16 protein-coding genes are annotated in these 15009 nt (G+C 69.4%); 10 read left to right on the top strand and 6 right to left on the bottom strand.

Translation table 11 applies throughout. From position 1 onward, the window contains the following. Window positions 1–202: 202 nt before the first annotated feature. The 9 genes from atpB to AB0M39_RS00905 all read left to right on the top strand — a co-directional run bounded on the left by atpB (window position 203) and on the right by AB0M39_RS00905 (window position 8011). The gene (atpB, locus tag AB0M39_RS00945) at window positions 203–1018 is read left to right on the top strand and encodes a F0F1 ATP synthase subunit A (protein ID WP_365358690.1); all 816 of its coding nucleotides are present in this window, start codon (window positions 203–205) and stop codon (window positions 1016–1018) included. Between the two features lie 82 nt (window positions 1019–1100). Continuing rightward, window positions 1101–1343, top strand: a complete 243-nt coding sequence (atpE, locus tag AB0M39_RS00940) for an ATP synthase F0 subunit C (RefSeq protein WP_365358688.1) — start codon at window positions 1101–1103, stop codon at window positions 1341–1343. Window positions 1344–1384: 41 nt separating this feature from the next. Beyond that, entirely contained in the window at window positions 1385–1930 is a 546-nt protein-coding gene (locus AB0M39_RS00935) for a F0F1 ATP synthase subunit B (protein ID WP_365358686.1), read from the top strand. Continuing rightward, window positions 1927–2742 carry a F0F1 ATP synthase subunit delta gene (locus AB0M39_RS00930; RefSeq protein WP_365358684.1) on the top strand — a complete coding sequence of 272 codons (816 nt, stop codon included), beginning with the start codon at window positions 1927–1929 and terminating at the stop codon, window positions 2740–2742. Before AB0M39_RS00935 ends, AB0M39_RS00930 begins: the two co-directional genes overlap by 4 nt. Window positions 2743–2881: 139 nt before the next feature. Beyond that, window positions 2882–4480: a F0F1 ATP synthase subunit alpha gene (gene atpA / locus AB0M39_RS00925; protein WP_365358682.1), complete on the top strand. Its 1599-nt coding sequence runs from the start codon at window positions 2882–2884 to the stop codon at window positions 4478–4480. Window positions 4481–4500: 20 nt separating this feature from the next. Further along, window positions 4501–5418: a F0F1 ATP synthase subunit gamma gene (locus tag AB0M39_RS00920; RefSeq protein WP_365358680.1), complete on the top strand. Its 918-nt coding sequence runs from the start codon at window positions 4501–4503 to the stop codon at window positions 5416–5418. Further along, window positions 5418–6860 (top strand): F0F1 ATP synthase subunit beta, encoded by a 1443-nt coding sequence (gene atpD, locus AB0M39_RS00915; RefSeq protein WP_365358678.1) that lies wholly within the window; start codon window positions 5418–5420, stop codon window positions 6858–6860. Before AB0M39_RS00920 ends, atpD begins: the two co-directional genes overlap by 1 nt. Before the next feature lie 196 nt (window positions 6861–7056). Next, window positions 7057–7431: a F0F1 ATP synthase subunit epsilon gene (locus AB0M39_RS00910; RefSeq protein ID WP_365358676.1), complete on the top strand. Its 375-nt coding sequence runs from the start codon at window positions 7057–7059 to the stop codon at window positions 7429–7431. 133 nt (window positions 7432–7564) lie between these two features. Next, window positions 7565–8011 (top strand): DUF2550 domain-containing protein, encoded by a 447-nt coding sequence (locus AB0M39_RS00905; protein WP_365358674.1) that lies wholly within the window; start codon window positions 7565–7567, stop codon window positions 8009–8011. Between the two features lie 77 nt (window positions 8012–8088). On the opposite strand, the gene AB0M39_RS00900 is transcribed toward AB0M39_RS00905, so the two are convergent. From AB0M39_RS00900 to AB0M39_RS00890, 3 genes are all read right to left on the bottom strand, one after another. After that, window positions 8089–9933, bottom strand: coding sequence for a glycoside hydrolase family 18 chitinase (locus AB0M39_RS00900; RefSeq protein WP_365358672.1), 1845 nt, complete (start codon window positions 9931–9933; stop codon window positions 8089–8091). A 144-nt stretch (window positions 9934–10077) separates the two neighbouring features. Then, the gene (locus tag AB0M39_RS00895; RefSeq protein WP_365358670.1) at window positions 10078–10728 is read right to left on the bottom strand and encodes a response regulator transcription factor; all 651 of its coding nucleotides are present in this window, start codon (window positions 10726–10728) and stop codon (window positions 10078–10080) included. Then, window positions 10725–11936 (bottom strand): histidine kinase, encoded by a 1212-nt coding sequence (locus AB0M39_RS00890; protein WP_365358668.1) that lies wholly within the window; start codon window positions 11934–11936, stop codon window positions 10725–10727. The genes AB0M39_RS00895 and AB0M39_RS00890 overlap by 4 nt, the downstream gene beginning before the upstream one ends. Before the next feature lie 150 nt (window positions 11937–12086). Here AB0M39_RS00890 and AB0M39_RS00885 point away from each other — a divergent pair, with 150 nt between their 5' ends. Continuing rightward, window positions 12087–12704: a hypothetical protein gene (locus AB0M39_RS00885; RefSeq protein WP_365358666.1), complete on the top strand. Its 618-nt coding sequence runs from the start codon at window positions 12087–12089 to the stop codon at window positions 12702–12704. Window positions 12705–12866: 162 nt separating this feature from the next. On the opposite strand, the gene AB0M39_RS00880 is transcribed toward AB0M39_RS00885, so the two are convergent. The 3 genes from AB0M39_RS00880 to AB0M39_RS00870 are packed head-to-tail and all read right to left on the bottom strand — an operon-like array spanning window position 12867 to window position 15000. Continuing rightward, window positions 12867–13439, bottom strand: a complete 573-nt coding sequence (locus tag AB0M39_RS00880; protein ID WP_365358664.1) for a cob(I)yrinic acid a,c-diamide adenosyltransferase — start codon at window positions 13437–13439, stop codon at window positions 12867–12869. Between the two features lie 13 nt (window positions 13440–13452). Continuing rightward, a complete protein-coding gene (locus AB0M39_RS00875) occupies window positions 13453–14202 on the bottom strand; it encodes an ABC transporter permease (RefSeq protein WP_365358662.1) in 750 nt (249 codons plus the stop codon). Between the two features lie 24 nt (window positions 14203–14226). Beyond that, complete coding sequence (locus AB0M39_RS00870) at window positions 14227–15000, bottom strand: ATP-binding cassette domain-containing protein (RefSeq protein ID WP_365358660.1); 774 nt, start codon at window positions 14998–15000, stop codon at window positions 14227–14229. Window positions 15001–15009: the final 9 nt, after the last annotated feature.

The following is a 15009-nucleotide window of genomic DNA, read 5'->3' as shown; positions in this document are numbered from 1 at the left end:
CGATCGGGATCCTGCTATCGTCCGGTGCCAACTGCGGCACTGCGGGCGCGGGCATCTGAGCTGACGCCTGTCCGATCGCGAGGCTCAATGCCTGACAGCCGCCCCCACATCCGTAACACCAGTCCAGTGCCGAACCGCGGCTGCGCGCCGCGCCGACACAACGAGGTTGCCGTACCTATGCGCCACGCTGAAGGAGCCCGCGGTGAGTGCTGACCCCCAGATGCTCGCCTTCGACGCGAAGTGTCACCTCCTCATTCCAGGGTGTGGCTTCGAAGCTCCCGGCCTCCACACCTTCATGTATGAGCCCCTCTTCACGGTGGGCGGCTTCGAGTTCAGCAAGCCGATGCTGCTCGCTCTGCTCGGCACCGTCGTGGTCGTCGGTTTCTTCTGGGCGGCTTTCAACAAGCCGAAGCTGGTGCCGGGCAAGATGCAGATGGTCGGCGAAGCCGGCTACGACTTCGTCCGCCGTGGAATCGTCTACGAGATCATTGGCAAGAAGGACGGTGAGAAGTACGTCCCGCTGATGGTGTCGCTCTTCTTCTTCGTCTGGATTCTCAACCTCTGGTCGATCATTCCGCTCGCCCAGTTCCCGGTGACTTCGCTCATCGCGTTCCCGGCGGCGCTCGCCCTGATCGTGTACGTGCTCTGGGTCAGCCTGACCTTCAAGAAGCACGGCTTCGTCGGCGGCTGGAAGAACATCACCGGGTACAACAAGGAACTCGGCGCCATTCTTCCGCTGGTCGTCGTCCTGGAGTTCTTCTCGAACCTGATCATCCGGCCGTTCACACACGCGGTCCGGCTCTTCGCGAACATGTTCGCGGGCCACCTGCTGATCGTGATGTTCACCATCGCCACTTGGTACTTGATGAACGGACTCGGCTTCGTCTACGCCGGCGCCTCCTTCGTCATGGTCCTGGTGATGACCGCGTTCGAGCTCTTCATCCAGGCCGTCCAGGCGTACGTCTTCGTCCTCCTGGCCTCCAGCTACATCCAGGGCGCGCTCGCCGAGCACCACTGAGCCAAGCCCCATTCGCTCAACCCCAACCAGACGTCCGGTGGCCAACCCCCACCGGGTCCTTGAAAGAGAAGGAAGATCCGGCATGTCCGTTCTCCAGACCCTCGCCGCCGAGAACACTGTCTCCGGCAACGTCTCCGCGATCGGCTACGGCCTCGCCGCCATCGGCCCCGGCGTCGGCGTCGGCATCATCTTCGGTAACGGCACCCAGGCCCTGGCCCGTCAGCCTGAGGCGGCCGGCCTGATCCGCACCAACCAGATCATGGGTTTCGCCTTCTGTGAGGCGCTCGCCCTCATCGGCATCGTCATGGGCTTCGTCTACAAGTAAGCCGACTGGACAGCCCAACTCTTTTCACGGAAGGCACTGATGTGAACGCTCTGTTCCTTGCGGCAGCGGCGGAGGAGCAGCCTCCGCTCATCCCGCATCCCGACGAGCTCGTCATCGGCCTGATCGCCTTCGTCATCGTCTTCGGTTTCCTCGCCAAGAAGCTCCTCCCGAACATCAACAAGGTTCTGGAAGAGCGCCGTGAGGCCATCGAGGGTGGCATCGAGAAGGCCGACGCGGCCAAGATCGAGGCCGAGAGCGTGCTCGAGCAGTACAAGGCTCAGCTCGCCGAGGCCCGCCACGAGGCCGCCCGGATGCGCCAGGAGGCGACCGAGCAGGGCGCCGCGATCATCCAGGAGATGAAGGCGGAAGGCCAGCGGCAGCGCGAGGAGATCATCGCTGCCGGCCACGCCCAGATCGAGGCGGACCGCAAGGCCGCGTCCTCGGCGCTCCGCCAGGACGTGGGCAAGCTCGCCACCGACCTGGCCGGCAAGCTCGTCGGCGAGTCCCTCGAGGACCAGGCCCGACAGAGCCGTGTGATCGACCGCTTCCTCGACGAGCTCGAGGAGAAGGCCGAGGCCGCGCGATGAACGGAGCGAGCCGCGAGGCGCTGGCTGCCGCACGTGAGTCCCTCGACGCGCTGACCGACAACACCTCGGTCGACGCCGCGAAGCTCGCTGAGGAGCTGGCCGCCGTCACCGAGCTGCTCAACCGCGAGGTGTCGCTGCGTCGGGTCCTGACCGACCCGGCGCAGGCAGGCGAGGCGAAGGCCGAGCTGGCCGCGCGGCTCCTCGGCGGTCAGGTCAGCGGCGAGAGTGCCGACCTGGTCTCCGGCATGGTCCGTGCCCGCTGGTCGCAGTCGCGCGACCTGGTGGACGCGCTCGAGGAGCTGGCGGCCACCGCCGACCTCAGCGCGGCCCAGAAGGCCGGCGCGCTCGACGACGTCGAGGACGAGCTGTTCCGGTTCGGCCGGATCGTCGCGTCCAACGCGGACCTGCGGGCCGCGCTGACCGACAAGACGGCCACCCGCGCCGCCAAGGGCGAGCTGGTCACCAGCCTGCTCGGCGGCAAGGCCAACCCGGTCACCGTGCGACTGGTCGTCCGTCTGGTCACCGTGCCGCGGGGACGTAGCCTGGAACAGGGACTCGACTCCCTGTCCAAGCTCGCTGCGGCGCGCAGGGACCGGACGGTGGCGGTCGTCGTGTCGGCGGTACCGCTCACCGACCAGCAGAAGCAGCGCCTCGGCGGCGTACTGGCGAGGCTCTACGGCCGCCAGATGCATCTGAACCTGGACGTGGACCCCGAGGTCCTCGGCGGGATCTCGGTGCGCGTCGGCGACGAGGTCATCACCGGCACGATCGCGGACCGTCTCGCAGAGGCGACCCGTCGTATCGCCGGCTGACAGGCCGCGCACAACAGAACAAGCAGGACCAGTACGAGCGGCCCGGTTGGGCCGTGCAGAGATTGCAGAAGATTCCTGGGGGTCGGCCCCCAGACCCCTTAAGAAACTTCGGGCCCAACAAGGAGAGCAGGGAACCCAGATGGCGGAGCTCACGATCCGGCCGGAGGAGATCCGGGACGCGCTGGAGAACTTTGTCCAGTCGTACAAGCCGGACGCGGCCTCGCGCGAGGAGGTCGGCACGGTCAGCATGGCCGGCGACGGCGTCGCGAAGGTCGAGGGTCTGCCCTCGGCCATGGCGAACGAGCTGCTGAAGTTCGAGGACGGCACCCTTGGTCTCGCCCTGAACCTCGAGGAGCGCGAGATCGGTGCGATCGTCCTCGGCGAGTTCAGCGGTATCGAGGAGGGTCAGTCGGTCACCCGTACCGGCGAGGTCCTGTCCGTCGCCGTAGGCGAGGGATACCTGGGTCGCGTCGTCGACCCGCTCGGCAACCCGATCGACGGCCTCGGCGAGATCGAGACCGAGGGCCGCCGCGCCCTCGAGCTGCAGGCGCCCGGCGTCATGCAGCGCAAGTCGGTCCACGAGCCGATGGAGACCGGCTACAAGGCCGTCGACGCCATGACCCCGATCGGCCGTGGCCAGCGTCAGCTGATCATCGGCGACCGGCAGACCGGCAAGACCGCTCTGGCCGTCGACACGATCATCAACCAGCGCGACAACTGGCGCTCGGGCGACGTGAACAAGCAGGTGCGCTGCATCTACGTCGCCATCGGCCAGAAGGGCTCCACCATCGCGTCCGTGCGCGGCGCCCTGGAAGAGGCCGGCGCGCTCGAGTACACGACGATCGTCGCCGCCCCGGCGTCCGACCCGGCCGGCTTCAAGTACCTGGCGCCGTACACCGGCTCCGCCATCGGCCAGCACTGGATGTACCAGGGCAAGCACGTCCTGATCGTCTTCGACGACCTGTCCAAGCAGGCCGACGCCTACCGCGCCGTGTCGCTGCTGCTGCGCCGTCCGCCGGGCCGCGAGGCCTACCCGGGCGACGTCTTCTACCTGCACTCGCGTCTGCTGGAGCGCTGCGCCAAGCTCTCCGACGAGATGGGCAAGGGCTCGATGACGGGTCTGCCGATCGTCGAGACCAAGGCCAACGACGTGTCGGCGTTCATCCCGACCAACGTCATCTCCATCACCGACGGCCAGTGCTTCCTGGAGTCCGACCTGTTCAACGCCGGCCAGCGTCCGGCCCTGAACGTCGGTATCTCGGTCTCCCGCGTCGGCGGCTCGGCCCAGCACAAGGCCATGAAGCAGATCTCCGGCCGGCTCCGCGTCGACCTGGCCCAGTTCCGCGAGCTCGAGGCGTTCGCCGCTTTCGGCTCCGACCTGGACGCCGCGTCGAAGTCGCAGCTGGAGCGCGGTCAGCGCATGGTCGAGCTGCTGAAGCAGGCTCAGTACGAGCCGATGCCCACCGAGAACCAGGTCGTCTCCGTCTGGGCCGGCACCACCGGCAAGATGGACGACGTCCCGGTCGGCGACATCCGCCGCTTCGAGCGTGAGCTCCTCGGCTACCTGCACCAGAACGAGCAGGGCCTGATGCGCTCCATCCGCGAGGGCGGCAAGCTCTCCGACGACACGCTCCAGGCCGTGGGCGACGCGATCGCGGCGTTCAAGAAGCAGTTCGAGACCTCCGACGGCAAGCTGCTCGGCGAGGACGCCCCGGCCGCCGTCAACGTCTCCAAGTGACGACGGAAGGGACCTGACTCATGGGAGCCCAGCTCCGGGTCTACAAGCGTCGCATCCGATCCGTCACGGCGACGAAGAAGATCACCAAAGCGATGGAGATGATCGCCGCCTCGCGCGTGGTCAAGGCCCAGCGCAAGGTGCAGGCGTCGACGCCGTACGCGACCGAGCTGACGCGCGCGGTCACCGCGGTGGCCACGGGTGCGAACGACAAGCACCCGCTGACCACCGAGGCGGAGAACCCGACCCGTGCTGCGGTCCTGCTGCTTACCAGCGACCGCGGCCTGGCCGGCGCCTTCAACTCCAACGCCATCAAGGCCGCGGAGAAGCTGACCGCGAAGTTGGAGCGCGAGGGCAAGGAGGTCGACACGTTCGTCGTCGGCCGCCGCGGTATCGCGCACTACAACTTCCGCGAGCGCAAGCTGGCCGACTCGTGGACCGGATTCACGGACGAGCCGTCGTACGCGGACGCCAAGAAGATCGCCGGTCCGCTGATCGCGGCCATCGACCTGGCGACCTCGGAGGGCGGCGTGGACGAGCTCCACATCGTCTACACCGAATTCGTCTCGATGATGACGCAGGAGGCAGTCGATTCCCGGCTGCTCCCGCTGAGCCTCGACGAGGTCGCGAAGGAGGCGGGCGACAAGGACGAGCTGCGCCCGCTGTACGACTTCGAGCCGTCGGCGGAGGACGTCCTGGACGTCCTGCTGCCCCGGTACGTCGAGAGCCGCATCTACAACGCGCTGCTGCAGTCGGCTGCTTCCAAGCACGCCGCCACCCGCCGCGCGATGAAGTCGGCGACCGACAACGCGGGCGAGCTGATCAACACGCTCTCCCGACTTGCCAACGCGGCCCGCCAGGCCGAAATCACCCAGGAAATCAGCGAGATCGTCGGTGGCGCGAGCGCCCTGGCCGACGCGACCGCGGGGAGTGACAAGTAATGACGACCACTGTTGAGACGGCCGCAGCCACGGGCCGCGTCGCCCGGGTCATCGGCCCGGTCGTCGACGTGGAGTTCCCCGTCGACGCGATGCCGGAGATCTACAACGCCCTTCACGTCGAGGTCGCAGACCCGGCTGAGGACGGCGCCAAGAAGACCCTGACGCTCGAGGTCGCACAGCACCTCGGCGAGGGCCTCGTCCGCACCATCTCGATGCAGCCCACCGACGGCCTGGTCCGCCAGGCCCCCGTGACGAACACCGGCAACGGCATCACCGTGCCCGTCGGCGACGTCACCAAGGGCCGCGTGTTCAACACGCTGGGTCACGTGCTCAACGACGACGCCTCCACGGTCGCCGACGCCGAGCGCTGGGCGATCCACCGCAAGGCCCCGGCCTTCGCGGACCTCGAGTCGAAGACCGAGATGTTCGAGACCGGCCTGAAGGTCGTCGACCTTCTCACCCCGTACGTCAAGGGTGGAAAGATCGGTCTGTTCGGTGGAGCCGGTGTCGGCAAGACCGTTCTGATCCAGGAAATGATCGTTCGTGTGGCCAAGCTGCACGACGGTGTCTCGGTCTTCGCGGGCGTCGGCGAGCGCACCCGTGAGGGCAACGACCTCATGGTCGAGATGGAGGAAGCCGGCGTTCTGGACAAGACCGCGCTGGTCTTCGGCCAGATGGACGAGCCCCCGGGCACCCGTCTGCGCGTCGCCCTGGCCGGTCTGACCATGGCGGAGTACTTCCGCGATGTGCAGAAGCAGGACGTGCTCTTCTTCATCGACAACATCTTCCGGTTCACCCAGGCCGGTTCCGAGGTGTCGACCCTGCTCGGCCGTATGCCCTCCGCGGTGGGCTACCAGCCGAACCTGGCCGACGAGATGGGTCTCCTCCAGGAGCGCATCACCTCGACCCGCGGTCACTCGATCACCTCGATGCAGGCGATCTACGTCCCCGCGGACGACCTGACCGACCCGGCCCCGGCCACCACGTTCGCCCACCTCGACGCGACGACGGTTCTCTCCCGTCCGATCTCCGAGAAGGGCATCTACCCGGCCGTGGACCCGCTGGACTCCACGTCCCGCATCCTGGACCCGCGCTACATCACGCAGGAGCACTACGACGCCGCCACGCGCGTCAAGGGAATCCTGCAGAAGTACAAGGACCTCCAGGACATCATCGCGATTCTCGGTATCGACGAGCTGGGCGAGGAGGACAAGCTCGTTGTCCACCGTGCCCGTCGTGTCGAGCGCTTCCTGTCCCAGAACACCCACGCGGCGAAGCAGTTCACCGGCGTGGACGGTTCGGACGTTCCGCTCGACGAGTCGATCGCCGCGTTCAACGCGATCTGCGACGGTGAGTACGACCACTTCCCCGAGCAGGCGTTCTTCATGTGCGGTGGCCTCGAGGACCTCAAGGCCAACGCCAAGGAGCTCGGCGTCTCCTGAGTCCCGTGACTCAGGGAAGGGGGCGGGCGCCGTCCCGCCCCCTTCTCCGCGCCCCGCTTCACCCCTGGGGGGACACCCCCGGGACCCCCGGTATTCAGCCGGGGACAGGGCCCCGGCGCCTCGGCGCCGAGCTCGCTATTAGACTTATGACCCAACACCCGGCAGAACCGCCGGGTGGTGACCCGAGGAGCCAACCTTGGCTGCTGAGCTGCACGTCGAGCTGGTCGCCGCGGACCGCAGTGTCTGGTCCGGCGAGGCCACCCTGGTCGTCGCGCGCACCACGTCCGGCGACATCGGCGTCATGCCCGGTCACCAGCCGCTTCTCGGTGTGCTGGAATCGGGCCCGGTGACCATCCGTACGAGTGAGGGCGGGACCGTCGTCGCTGCTGTCCACGGCGGTTTCATCTCGTTCGCGGACAACAAGCTCTCGCTGCTGGCGGAGATCGCCGAGCTGGCGGACGAGATCGACGCCCAGCGCGCCGAGCGTGCGCTGGAGCGTGCGCAGTCGGATTCCGACGCCGCCGCCGAGCGGCGCGCCGACGTCCGTCTGCGCGCGGTGGCGGTGCGCTAGCCGCCCCGCCGACAGTTTTCGACTCAGCCGCGGCCCGAGCTGGACTTCTCCAGACCGTGCCGCGGCTGAGGCAATGCAGGTGAAGGTACGAGCGGTATCCCGTTTACTGGACGATGCGAGGAGGTCGGTGGAGATGTTCCTCGCTCTTCTTGTGGGCGGCCTGGTCGTCGCACTGGTAGTGATCGGGCTGTTCGTCTTCGGGCTGCGCCGGCGGCTGATCCAGCGCTCGGGCGGCACCTTCGACTGCAGTCTGCGCTGGAACGTTCCGGAGGAGACCGATCTCTCCGGCAAGGGCTGGGTCTATGGCGTGGCCCGCTACAGCGGTGACCGGATCGAGTGGTTCCGGGTCTTCTCGTACGCCCTTCGCCCGCGCCGCGTGCTGGAGCGCTCCGCGATCGAGGTGGTCGCGCGCCGCACTCCCGAGGGCGAGGAGGAGCTGGCGCTGCTCTCGGACGCGGTGGTGCTCGGCTGTGTGCACCGCGGCACGCGGCTGGAGCTGGCGATGAGCGAGGACGCGCTGACCGGTTTCCTGGCCTGGCTGGAGGCGGCGCCTCCCGGGCAGAGGGTGAATGTGGCCTGAGTTCCCTGTGCCTACAGGGTCGGCCCGCAGAGGACATGACGGAGCCCGGGAGAGTCGCTCTCCCGGGCTCCGCTCTGCTACTGCAGACCCGCGCTGACGGCGTTCGCCAGTTCGCCGCTCGCCGTGTCCCCGCTGAACTCCCAGAAGAACGCGCCCTTGAGGCCCTGGTTCTTCACATAGTTCATCTTGCCGCTGATGGTCGCCGGGGTGTCATAGCTCCACCACTGGCTGCCGCAGTGCGCGTACGCCGTGCCCGCGACCGTGCCGGTGGCGGGGCACTTTCCCTTCAGCTCCTTGTAGTCGTCGATGCCCTGCTCGTACTTTCCGGGCGCTGGTCCGGTGGCCGTGCCGCCGGGCGCGGACTGGGTCACACCGGTCCAGCCGCGGCCGTAGAAGCCGATGCCCAGGTTCAGCTTGCTGCCCGGGACGCCCTTGGCCTTGAGCTTCACGATGGCCGCGTCCGAGTTGAAGCCCTGCTGCGGGATGCCGGAGTAGGAGGTGAGCGGGGAGTGCGGGGCGGTCGGGCCCTGTGCGGCCCAGGCGCCGAAGAAGTCGTACGTCATCACGTTGTAGAAGTCGACGTACTGCGCCGCCCCCGCGTAGTCGGCCGCGTCGATCTTGCCGCCGTTCGAGGCGTCGGCGGTGATGGCCGCGGTGACCAGCTTGCCGCCGAACTTGGCGCGCATCGCCTGCATCATGTTCTTGAACGCGGCGGGGCCGCTCGTGTCGCAGGACAGACCGCAGGCGTTGGGGTACTCCCAGTCCAGGTCGATGCCGTCGAACAGACCGGCCCAGCGGGAGTCGTTGAGCAGGTCGTAGCAGGACTGGGCGAAGGCCGTCGGGTTCTGCACGGCCTGGCCGAAGCCGCCGGACCAGGTCCAGCCGCCGAACGACCAGAGCACCTTGATATGCGGGTACTTCGCCTTGAGCTTCTTCAGCTGGTTGAAGTTGCCGCGCAGCGGCTGGTCCCAGGTGTCGGCGACGCCGTCGACGCTCTGGTCGGCGGTGTAGGCCTTCTCGTATGCAGGGAAGGTCTCGCCGACCGTGCAGCGGCCGTTCTGGACGTTGCCGAAGGCGTAGTTGATGTGGGTGATCTTCGCCGCGGACCCGCTGGTGACCAGGTTCTTCACATGGTAGTTGCGGCCGTAGACGCCCCACTCGGTGAAGTAGCCGAGCTTGACCCTGCTGCCGGGGTCGGGGCCCGGGCCGCCGCCGGTGGTGCGCACGGAGACCGCGGCGCTCTGCGGGCCGGTCTGGTCGGCGGTGTCGCGCGCCTTGACGGTGTACGTGTAGTCGGCGCCGGCGCTCAGCCCGGTGTCGGTGTGCGTCGTGCCGGCGACGGTGGCGACGGTCGTGCCGTCGCGCAGGACGTCGTAGTTCTTGACGCCCTTGTCGTCGGCAGCCGCGGTCCAGGTCAGCTTCACCGAGGTGTCGGTGACGCCGGAGGCGGTGGGGGCGCCGGGGGCGGAGGGCGGGTTGTCGCCGGGGAGGCTTCCGCCGTCGCAGGAGCCGCCGTTGAGCTTGCAGCCGGAGGGCGCACCGGAGCCGGTGCCGTTGAAGCCGAACGTGACGCTCGCGCCGGGGGAGAGGGATCCGTTCCAGCTCTTGTTCTTGGCGGTCCAGTGGGCGCCGGAGCTCGTCACGTCCGCGTCCCACGCGGAGGCGACGGCGGTGCCGGAGGGGAAGTCCCACTCGACGGTCCAGGAGCTGAGGGCGGTCGTTCCGGTGTTCTTCACCGTCCACTTGCCCTCGAAGCCGCTGCCCCAGTCGGAGACCTTGGCATAGGTGGCGGTGGCCGAGGCGGCCGCCTCGGCGGGGGTGGCGAGGCCGACCATGGCGGCCAGGGGGAGCAGCAGCGCGGTCAGTCCCGCGACGGCTCTGGAGCTGAACTCTCTTCGATGCAGGGGGATTCGGGTTCTCAAGGGTGCTCCTCGAGTTGCGGACGGACGATCGGGGTGGTCCGTGCAGTGCGCACCCTGCGACAGCTCACCGCAGCGTGTGCCGTGAGAGTAGGAAGGTCTGGACCAATCGTCAATAGGTCCAGACCAAAGCCGCCCGGCTCTCGCTCAGACCCCCAACTCCTGCGCCAGGACCGCCGCCTGGACCCGGCTGCGCAGCTCCAGCTTGCCCAGCAGCCGGCTCACATGGGTCTTCACCGTGGCCTCCGCCATCGCGAGCGCCACCGCGATCTCGGCGTTCGAAAGACCCTGGCCGAGGCAGGAGAGCACCTCGCGCTCACGGCGGGTCAGCACGTCGAGGACCGCGGGGTCCGGCGCGTTCTCGGACCGTACGGGCCCGGGCGCAGCGAACTCGGCGATCAGCCGGCGGGTGACGGCCGGGGCGATCAGCCCCTCGCCGCGCGCCACCGTCCGCACCGCGTCCAGCAGGTCCTTCGCGTCCGTGTTCTTCAGCAGAAAGCCGGCCGCCCCCGCCCGCAGCGCCCCGAAGACGTACTCGTCCAGATCGAACGTGGTCAGCACCAGGACGTCGGCGAGGCCCTCGCCGACCACCTGCCGGGTCGCCGACACCCCGTCGAGACGAGGCATCTGCACGTCCATCAGCACCAGATCCGGCCGTAGTTCGCGGGCCAGGCGCACCGCCTCCTCGCCGTCCGCCGCCTCGCCCACGACCTCGATCTCCGGCGCGCTGCGCAGGATGAGGACCAGACCGGCGCGCACGGCGCTCTGGTCCTCGGCGACCAGTACCCGGATCGTCATGCAGTGCCGTTCCCTTCCTCGACGGGCAGCTCCGCCCGTACCTGCCAGATCTTCGTGCCGTCCGCCGCGCCGACCGGCCCCGCCTCGAACGTCCCCTCCAGCAGCGCCACGCGCTCGCGCATGCCGATCAGACCTGCCCCGGAGCCGGGGGCGCGCGGCCCCGGCCGCTCGCCGTGCCCGTCCCCGTAGGCACTGGCGATCCGCACCCGCAGCGTGCGCTCGTCCTGCTCCAGGGCGACGGCGACCACCCCGGGCGCGGCGTGCTTGAGGGCGTTGGTCAGCGACTCCTGGACGATGCGGTACGCGGCCATCTCCACCGGCGCGGGCAGCTGGAGCCCCTCCTCGCGGGCGTCTTCCAGCGTGAACTCCAGACCGCTGCCCGCCCCGTTGGTCCGCGCCTGTGCCAGCAGCGCGTCCACGCCCGCCAGCGTCGGCGCGGCCGCGGGCGCCTGGCCGCCGCTGTCCCGCAGCAGCCCGATGAGCCGGCGCATCTCCGCGAGGCCGTCGACGCTGTTCTCGCGGATGACCGAGAGCGCGTCCGTCGCCGTCTTCGGGTCGCCGATGGAGAGCGCGGCGGTGGAGTGGATGGCGATGGCCGAGAGATGGTTGGCGACCATGTCGTGCAGCTCGCGGGCCATCCGGGCGCGCTCGGCCGTCACCGCCTGCGTGCGGTCGATCTCCGCGAGCAGCTGGGTCTGGCGGGCGCGCAGCCGCGCCGCCTCGGCGGCGTCGCGGTGGATGCGCACGCTCACCCCGGTCCCGGCCGGGGCCACCGTCACCATCGCCACGAGCAGACCGAAGAGCACGGCCTCCGGGGTGTCCAGGAGGACCAGACCAGTGGCGGTCGCGGCGACCGAGAGCGCCACGCACACGGCCGGGATGCGACGGGAGGCGGCCGGGGTGCCGTAGAGCACGGCCGCGTACACCAGGTCGGTGAACAGGACGATGGAGGCGATGCTGCCGACCGTGAACTGGTCGGCGGCCACCATCAGGATGCCGATCCCCAGAGCCGTGCGGGGCATGGATCGGCGCAGCAGCGCCGCCGCGCTGAGCACGGCCAACGGCAGCAGGGCCAGCCAGCGCGTGCGCCAGCCGAAGTCGGAGCTGCCGTGGCTGTCCAGACCGATGAGGTAGAGGAACAGGCCGCCGAGGACGCCGGCCACGGCGAGCAGCACGTCGTCGCGGTGCGGGCGGGGGATAGCGGTCACGGAACCATCAAACACGGCGGGCGCCGCGTGAGCGTCCACGCCCCGGGTGAGGAGCGGCTACATCGAAGGATGCAGTGCCACTTCGTCACCGACGACGACGAAAGACGGCCGAGCGGACGGGAGCCTTGAGGAGAAGGAAGGGAGACAGCCGTGATCGTCACGCTCATCGTCGCCTGCGAAGTCGGCTTCTGGGTGCTGCTGGCCGGGGGACTGGCGCTGCGCTACATCGCCAAGAAGCCGAAGCTCGGCGCGGCCGTGCTGCTGATGGAGCCGCTGCTGGAGATCGTGCTCCTCGTCGTGACGGCGATCGACCTCAAGAACGGCGCCGAGCCGGACTGGAAGCACGGCCTCGCCGCCGTCTACATCGGCTTCACCGTGGGCCTGGGTCACTCCACCATCAAGTGGGTCGACGCCCGGGTCGCGCACCGCTTCGGGGGCGCCCCCGCGCCGGTCAAGCCGCCGAAGTACGGCAAGGGCCGCATGATCCACGAGTGGAGGACGGCGGGGCGGTGGATCGTCGCCGCGGTGGTCGCGACGTTCCTGCTCCAGGCGGCGATCTGGTACGTGGGCGGCGACGGCGACACCGCGACGCTGCGCATGTGGCAGCAGAAGATGTACTTCGTGATCGGCCTCAACGTGGTGATCGGCGGCTGGTACACGCTGTTCCCGAAGCAGGCGCCGACCGAGACCGAGCCCGTCCGGGTGGAGCGGGCCCAGTCCCTCCCCGACGAGGAGTCGTGCGCCGACCGGTCCCTCACCAAGCGGTGAGGACCCGGCCGGGCGGTCACCGCCCCGGAGTCGGGTCTAGCGTTCTCCGCCCGGTACCCAGAGCACGTCCCCGAGCTCCTTGTTCGCCGTCCTCGCCAGAATGCTGCATCCCCCGGGGGGCGACCCCCGGACCCCCGGCAGGGGCGTGGCCGGGGTCGGGGTCTAGCGGTCTCCGCCGGGGACCCAGAGCACGTCCCCGACCTCCTTGTTCGCCGTCCTCGCCAGAATGAAGAGCAGGTCGGAGAGGCGGTTGAGGTACGTCGCGGTGAGCGGGTTCATGACCTCCGCGTGTACCTCCAGCGCCGCCCAGGTCGAGCGCTCGGCCCGCCGTACGACCGTGCACGCCTGGTGGAGCAGCGCCGCGCCCGGCGTGCCGCCCGGCAGGATGAAGCTCCGCAGCTTCTCCAGCTCCTCGTTGAAGCGGTCGCAGTCCGCCTCCAGCTTGTCGATGTAGAACTGCTCGACCCGCAGCGGCGGGTACTCGGGGTTCTCGACCACCGGCGTCGCCAGGTCCGCGCCCACGTCGAACAGGTCGTTCTGCACGCGGACGAGGACCTTCACGACCTCCTCGGGCAGCTGCCCCAGTGCGACGGCCGTGCCGAGCACCGCGTTGGCCTCGTTGGCGTCGGCGTACGCGGCGATACGCAGATCGGTCTTGGCGGTGCGGCTCATGTCGCCCAGGGCCGTCGTGCCCTGGTCGCCGGTGCGGGTGTAGATGCGCGTCAGATTGACCATGCGACCAGCGTAGTTACGCTCCGGCCCGCCGGTAGGTCCGTGTGCCCACCGTCACGGCCAGCGCCGCCAGGCCCACGGCGACCAGCACCCCGTACAGCATGGCCGTCGTCGTGTACGCGCCCACATACGCGTCCCGCATCGCGTCCACCAGATAGCGGAACGGCATGAAGTGCGAGAGGACGTCCAGCCAGCCCGGCGCCAGCGTCATCGGCAGCATCAGCCCGGACAGCAGCATCGACGGCATGGCGAGCGCGTTGACCGCCGGGCCGAACTCCTGCGGGGTGCGGAGCCGCAGCGCCAGCGCGTAGGAGAGCGCGGCCAGCGCGAACGTCAGCAGCGCCACGAAGGCGAAGCCGATCAGGATGCCGCCCACCGGCGCCCGCAGCCCCATCGCCAGCGCGGCCAGCACCAGCAGCACCGCCTGGAAGACGAAGAGCGCGGCGTCGCGCAGGACCCGGCCGAGCATGAGCGCCAGCCGGCTCGCGGGGGTCACCCGCATCCGCTCCACCACGCCCCAGTTCTTCTCCATGATGATCGTGAAGCCGGCGAACGAGGCGCCGAAGAGGCCGAGCTGGAGGAGCAGGCCCGGTACGAGGACCTGCCAGGAGTCGCCCCGCGCGCCCAGCGGCACATCGGTGAGCAGGGGACCGAAGAACAGCAGATAGAGCAGCGGCATCAGGACGCCGAAGAGGATCTGGAACGGGGAGCGCAGGGTCTGGCGGGCGTACCGCCCGAAGACGATCGCGGTGTCGTGCAACAGCATGGCGGGGTCCTAAGCGGCTCGGTCCTAAACAGCTACGGGAGCGGTGTCGACGGGCGCGGGGCCGCGACCGGTGATCGCGAGGAAGGCGTCCTGGAGGGTCGTGCAGCCGTGCTCGGCCTTGAGCGCGGCCGGGGCGCCCTCCGCGACGACCGCGCCGCGGTCGACGATCACCAGCCGGTCGGAGAGCGCGTCGGCCTCGTCGAGGTAGTGGGTGGTCAGGAAGACCGTGGTGCCGTGGGCGTCCCGCAGCCGGCGCACGAGCTCCCAGAGATCCGCCCGGCTGCCCGGGTCGAGACCGGTCGTCGGCTCGTCGAGGAACAGCACCTCGGGCCGGTGGGCGAGGCCCATCGCGATGTCGAGCCTGCGCCGCTGCCCGCCGGAGAGCGCGGCGGTCTTGCGGTCGAGGACGTCGACCAGGCCGAGGTCGCGCGCCAACTCCTCGGCGCGGGCGACCGCTTCGGACCGGGACAGCCGGTAGAGCCGCCCCTGCACGACCAGCTCGTCGCGCACGGTCTCGCTCGGGTCGACTCCGCCGGACTGGGCGACGTACCCGATCTTGGCCCGTACAGCCGCCGGGTCCTTCACGAGGTCGTGGCCCGCGACCGTGGCGGCGCCGCCGGTGGGCGGCAGAAGGGTGGTGAGCATCCGGAGGGTGGTGGTCTTGCCCGCGCCGTTGGGGCCGAGGAAGCCGAGGATCTCGCCGGGGCGGACGGTCAGGTCTATGCCGCGCACGGCCTCGACCGGTCCGTTCCTGGTCTGGAACGTCCGGGCGAGGCCGGCGGTGCTGATGATTGCCATGGCCCCAGA

It is taken from the genome of Streptomyces sp. NPDC051907, from assembly GCF_040681075.1.
GTDB lineage: Bacteria > Actinomycetota > Actinomycetes > Streptomycetales > Streptomycetaceae > Streptomyces.
The sequence above is the reverse complement of the archived record's forward strand: the minus strand, read 5'-3'. Positions and strand labels throughout refer to the sequence as shown.